The organism is Mesorhizobium sp. M0408 (genome assembly GCF_040321495.1).
Lineage (GTDB): Bacteria > Pseudomonadota > Alphaproteobacteria > Rhizobiales > Rhizobiaceae > Mesorhizobium.
Window position 1 is genome coordinate 1 of the sequence record NZ_JAMYRO010000068.1, and the last position, 5,271, is coordinate 5,271.

The 5,271-nt window shown below is 64.3% G+C and carries 7 protein-coding genes; 1 reads left to right on the forward strand and 6 read right to left on the reverse strand.

Annotated elements, in window-relative coordinates; translation table 11 throughout:
- Positions 1-510, forward strand: a 510-nt coding sequence (locus NKI67_RS33605) for a helix-turn-helix transcriptional regulator (RefSeq protein ID WP_352649128.1), incomplete at its 5' end; no start/stop codon positions are given.
- Between the two features lie 187 nt (positions 511-697).
- Here NKI67_RS33605 and tal read toward each other — a convergent pair.
- The 6 genes from tal to NKI67_RS33635 all read right to left on the reverse strand — a co-directional run.
- Complete coding sequence (tal, locus tag NKI67_RS33610) at positions 698-1,744, reverse strand: transaldolase (protein ID WP_352649130.1); 1,047 nt, start codon at positions 1,742-1,744, stop codon at positions 698-700.
- 14 nt (positions 1,745-1,758) lie between these two features.
- Positions 1,759-2,013 (reverse strand): DUF2171 domain-containing protein, encoded by a 255-nt coding sequence (locus tag NKI67_RS33615; protein WP_352649132.1) that lies wholly within the window; start codon positions 2,011-2,013, stop codon positions 1,759-1,761.
- A gap of 37 nt (positions 2,014-2,050) precedes the next feature.
- Complete coding sequence (gene egtB / locus NKI67_RS33620) at positions 2,051-3,328, reverse strand: ergothioneine biosynthesis protein EgtB (protein ID WP_352649134.1); 1,278 nt, start codon at positions 3,326-3,328, stop codon at positions 2,051-2,053.
- A gap of 225 nt (positions 3,329-3,553) precedes the next feature.
- Positions 3,554-4,066 (reverse strand): peptide-methionine (S)-S-oxide reductase MsrA, encoded by a 513-nt coding sequence (msrA, locus tag NKI67_RS33625; RefSeq protein WP_352649136.1) that lies wholly within the window; start codon positions 4,064-4,066, stop codon positions 3,554-3,556.
- A gap of 2 nt (positions 4,067-4,068) precedes the next feature.
- Positions 4,069-4,521 (reverse strand): peptide-methionine (R)-S-oxide reductase MsrB, encoded by a 453-nt coding sequence (msrB, locus tag NKI67_RS33630; RefSeq protein WP_352649138.1) that lies wholly within the window; start codon positions 4,519-4,521, stop codon positions 4,069-4,071.
- 369 nt (positions 4,522-4,890) lie between these two features.
- Positions 4,891-5,271: LysR substrate-binding domain-containing protein (locus NKI67_RS33635; protein ID WP_352649140.1), on the reverse strand; the 381-nt coding region annotated here is incomplete at its 5' end.

Consider the following 5,271-nt stretch of genomic DNA (forward strand, 5'->3'; position numbering starts at 1 on the left):
GCCGAGCTCGCAGCCCAGGACGTTGGTGGAGGGCCGATGTCGGCGGCGTTGCTGAAACTCGTTCTGCTCGCATTGCTCCGGCGCTGCCTGGTCTCGACGAATGCGTGGGTGGAGCGGTTTTCGATCTTGAGCGATCCGCCGATCGCACGGGCTTTCGCCGAGATGGCCTCGCGCCCGTCCGTGCCGCACACCGTCCAGAGTCTGTCGCATGCCATCGGTCTCAGCCGCTCGGCTTTCATGGCGCGGTTTTCCGCCGCCTTCGGGGAGTCCCCGATGTCATTGCTCCGTCGGGTGAGGATGCGCCATGCAGCAGACCTGCTCGCGGCCAACGCGCTGTCTATCGACCAGGTCGCCTTCAGCGCCGGCTACCAGAGCCGGAGCAGCTTCACGCGCACTTTCCGCAGGTACTACGGCAGCGATCCGTCAGAATACCGCGCCAGGGCGCAGCGCGCCTCGTCCGCCACTGCCATGCCGACCGAAGACGCTATCGAGGAATCCGCTGCAGCCTGACTCCGGTCTTCACTCCACGAGAGCGTAGGCGCCGCCGCGCGCGACCGCGGTAAGGTGCGCTGGACGCACCTGCGACCCCGGCTCCTCGAGCAGTTACGGGACGCTTTGAGACCTCGAGTTGTTCAGGTGGTACACAAACATCATCACGGCTCCGCGTTTGCTCTCGGCAGTGGCGACGGCGCGGAATTCACTGGAGGCGTTTGGCGATCCTGCGGCGGAGCGTCTTCAGGTCGTTCGCGAACACGCGAATGCCTTCGGCCAGCTTCTCGGTCGCCATCGCGTCCTCGTTCATGATCCACCGAAAAATTGTCTCGTCCATCGGACCCGCGGGGTCCGGGTGTTTTATGTCGACGGCGTCTTCGCTCACGAACCAGTGGCAGATCCCGTCTTCCGCCGTCCGGAGGGAGCGCGGCTCTGCGGCGGCCGGCGCCAAGACGCGTTTGAGATCGCCCCCCTCGGACGCAAGCGCGTCCATAAGGGATGGCGCGATCGTAAGCCGATCGCATCCGGCCAGCGCCTCGATCTGGCCGGTGTTGCGGAACGACGCGCCCATGACGATCGTCTCGATGCCGTTCGACTTGTAGTACCCGTAGATGTCCCGCACGAAGCGGACACCTGGATCCTCGTCGGCGGTGAAGTCCCTTCCACCAGACTTCTTGTGCCAGTCGTAAATGCGGCCCACAAATGGCGATATCAGGAAGGCGTGCGCCTCAGCGCTCGCAATCGCCTGGGCTCGGTTCAGCAGCAACGTCATGTTGCACTTCACGCCCTCGCGTTGGAGGATCTCCGAAGCGCGTATTCCCTCCCACGTCGAAGCGAGTTTGATGAGCACGCGCTCGGGCCCGATGCCTCGCTGCTTGTAGGCGTGGATAATCTGGCGTGCCCTCGCGACCGATGCTCTGATGTTGAACGACAGATTCGCGTCCACCTCGGTGGAAACGAAGCCTGGTACGAGTCGCAAGAGTTCGACGCCGACGGAGACTGCGAGCCGGTCGGCCGTCGCAGCGGCCAAGCGTGCATCATCGCCGTTCTGTTTCCGTCCCCATGCCAACGCCTCGTCGACGACATCCCTGTACTCGGGAGTATCGATCGCCTTCAGGACGATCGTCGGATTCGTCGTGCAGTCCACCGGCTTGAGACGCGCCACTGCTCCGAGATCGCCCGTGTCGGCCACGATCGTCGTCATTGCGCGTAGTTGATCCAGCTTCGATGCCTTGCGTGTGGTCAGGGTCATCGGGCCCTCCTTCTTCAGACGGGCTTTCCCGACTGCTCTTCCTCGAATGTCACCGCCACAGCCGCGTTCGCAGAAAGGCGAACCCTCTGCCCCTCGACGTCGGCGACCAGTCCGAGGTCGATGAAGTGCGTGTGGCCCTTGTGCTGGCCCTCGCCGCTGTCGCGCTTCGCCAGCCTGATGCGCCCGTTGGCGACACCGTCGACGGTGCCGACGTGTACGCCGTCCGCGCCGATCACTTCCATGTTCTGAACGATCTTGTCCGTGGCCATCTCGTCTCTCCTTGTGGTTTCGCCGATCGCGGCGGAGCTAGGCGTCGTCCGCCAGGCGAAGTCCCGCGAATTGCCAACGCGTGTGCGCCGGGAAGAAATTCCGGTAGCTCGCGCGGAGATGTCCCGGTGGCGTCGCGCAAGAGCCGCCTCGCAAAACGAACTGCCCGGACATGAACTTGCCGTTGTACTCGCCGACGGCGCCCTCGACCGCGCGGAAGCGCGGGTAGGGCGAGAACGGGCTGCGCGTCCACTCCCAGACGTCGCCGAACATCTGCTGCACCCCCACTTTCCGCGGGGACGCGGGCTTGGGCCTGAGGCGATTGAGGTCGAGGAAGTTGCCGCCGACGTCGAGTCTTTGCGCGGCCACCTCCCACTCCGCCTCGCTCGGCAGCCGCTTTCCGGACCACGTAGCGAACGCATCAGCCTCGAAGTAGCTGACGTGCGCGACCGGTGCGGTGGGGTCGATCGATTGGAAGCCCCTCAGCGTCATCGTCCAGTGCTGGCCGTCGCGCGTCTCCCAGTAGAGCGGCCGCGACCAGCCCTCAACGAGGGCTTTCGTCCAGCCCTCGGACAGCCACAGCAGAGGCTTGGTGTAGCCACCGTCCTCAATGAACTCCATCCACTCGGCGTTGGTCACCAAACGGTCGGCGAGCCGGAACGGCTCGGTCAACACGCGGTGGCGCGGTCCCTCGCTGTCGAAGGCAAACCCCGCACCGCCGTGGCCGATCTCGATGATTCCTCCTTCGAAGTCGGTGAAGGAGAGCGCAGGCAGGACCGCGGACTCGACCGACAGCGGGGCAGGGTCGCGGTAGGATGGCCGGATCGGATTTTGCGCGAACAGGTGAAGGATGTCCGTGAGCAAGAGCTCTTGGTGCTGCTGCTCGTGATGGCATCCGAGCTCGATCAGCTCGGCGGCGTCGCGGTTCGGCCGAGAGTTGAGCAGCCTCGCGACGGCCTGGTCGACATGCGCCCGGTACGCGTAGATCTCGTCCAACGCCGGCCGCGTGACCATGCCACGCCTTGGACGCGGCTGCCGCGCCCCCAGCGTCTCGTAGTAGGAGTTGAACAGGAACGTGAACTTCTCGTCGAACGGCTTGTAGCCCTTCAGGTGGCGCGAGAGCACCATCGCCTCGAAAAACCAGGTGGTATGTGCGAGGTGCCACTTCGCGGGGCTCGCGTCGGGCATCGACTGCACCGTTGCGTCCGCGTCTGACAGGGGCTCGCCGAGGGCCTCGCTGGTTTGCCGCACCTCGAGATAAAAGCGCTCTAGGTCGCTAAGCGCGAGCGCGGACTGGAAAAGGTGCACAGGGACCATTGCAATTCCTCACGGTGACTTTCGGATGTGCAGCCGCAACGGGCAAGGCGCCGCGCATCCGCGACGATATGGGACATTCCTGGCTCGCGAATCTCGAAACCGTGTCCGGCCGTCCAAACCACCAGCTAGTGCTCCACGGATACTGCGAGGATGCGTCGCAGTACCCGTCTCACGGAAGCGAAGTAAAGCTCAGGGCACCGCCGTCGACGCATCCCTGCGCCGCCCTCAGGCGGCGCTTCTGCGCGGAAGTTTCCACTGCGGGCGTACGAAGTGGCAGGTGTAGCCACTCGGGTGGCGCTCCAGGTAGTCTTGGTGCTCAGGCTCAGCCTCCCAGAAGTCGCCAGCGGGCGAGACCTCCGTCACCACCTTGCCCGGCCACAGCCCCGAGGCTTCGACGTCGGCGATCGTGTCTTGCGCAACGCGGTGCTGCTCCTCGCTGGCGTAGAAGATCGCAGATCTGTAGCTCGCGCCGCGGTCGTTTCCCTGCCGGTTGGGAGTTGTCGGATCGTGGATCTGGAAGAAGAACTCCAGCAGATCGCGGAAGCTCGTCTTGCTCGGATCGAATGTGATCTCGATCGCTTCCGCGTGCGTGCCGTGGTTGCGGTATGTGGCGTTCTTGACGTCACCGCCGGAGTATCCGACCCGCGTCGATACGACGCCGGGGAGGCGCCGCGCCAGCTGCTGCATTCCCCAGAAGCAACCCCCCGCCAGGATAGCGCGCTCTATAGTCGTTGCCATCGTCAGGCCTCCTGCTTTGCAAAGAGCTTTGCGTACTCGCCGTACCCTTCGCTCTCTAGTTGGTCACGGTGGATGAAACGCAGGGAGGCCGAGTTCATACAGTATCTCAACCCGCCCTTGTCGCGCGGCCCGTCGGGGAAAAGGTGGCCCAAGTGGCTGTCGCCGTGCTTGGAGCGGACCTCGGTCCGTGTCATGCCATGCGAGCTGTCCACGTTCTCGACGACATTCGCGGCCTCGAGGGGCCGCGTGAAACTTGGCCAGCCTGTGCCGCTGTCGAACTTGTCGAACGACGCGAAGAGCGGCTCGCCGGAAACCACGTCGACGTAGAGACCAGGTTCCTTGTTGTCCCAGTATTCATTGGCGAAGGGGCGCTCGGTTCCGTCAGTTTGCGTGACGCGGTACTGCTCGGGAGTCAACTTCGAGACCGCTTCTGGGTTTTTCCTGTAGGTCGGCATTCGCGGAGCTCCTTTTTTGTTCTGCATTGAAGATAGGGCACGGGGCGGGCGAGCGTCCAATCACCTCCGTCTATCGAAACGATGCCACGTGGATCGCCGCTCGAGGTGTTTGCATCTGGCGGGGACGGATTCACTTGCCGCAGAAGCGACGGGGTCAGACATTGCTGGAACCGGACTTCGAATCGGCGCTCGCCGCGATACCGAGTGGCTACGGAGAAGGCGTGTACGAGGGGCTGCGGTACGGCGTCACCGTGCGGAAACCTCGCGACGGAAAGCGGACCAGCCTGTTCGCGCGAGCGCTCGCCGGTGGCGACGTGGTCAGCTTCAACCTTCACCGACTGAGGTCCGGCGAGGGCCTCCTTTGCGGCCCTACGAAATGCCGATCGAGAAGGTCGTCGCGTTTGTTCTCGGGTATGTCCCCGATTTTCCAAAGGTATGCCCTGGGTGAGGGACTTCGACCGTCCAGTCGCGAAGCCGCGCGACCTTGACGAAAGCGTCGAGCGCCGGCGAGTAGCGACGCCCCTGCACGGCCAGCAACCGCACCTGCCGCGAAACCGGGTTGCCTTCGAGGGGAATGGTCTTGAGTGTCGGAAGGCGCGGCATGTGCTCGGGCGCGAGCATCAAGCCGAAGCCAGCCGCGGCCATGTGCTGCAGGTGCAAGTCGCTACCGCTGCAGTGCCCGCGGTGGGGCGGTTCCTCAGGGAAATACGACCGTAGGATCTTCGGGCCGACGTCGCATCCGGCGCGTTC

Coding starts and splice junctions, on each gene's coding strand:
- tal (WP_352649130.1), bottom strand. CDS start 1,744: ATGACCCTGACCACACGCAAGGCATCGAAGCTGGATCAACTACGCGCA.
- msrA (WP_352649136.1), bottom strand. CDS start 4,066: ATGGCAACGACTATAGAGCGCGCTATCCTGGCGGGGGGTTGCTTCTGG.
- NKI67_RS33615 (WP_352649132.1), bottom strand. CDS start 2,013: ATGGCCACGGACAAGATCGTTCAGAACATGGAAGTGATCGGCGCGGAC.
- msrB (WP_352649138.1), bottom strand. CDS start 4,521: ATGCCGACCTACAGGAAAAACCCAGAAGCGGTCTCGAAGTTGACTCCC.
- egtB (WP_352649134.1), bottom strand. CDS start 3,328: ATGGTCCCTGTGCACCTTTTCCAGTCCGCGCTCGCGCTTAGCGACCTA.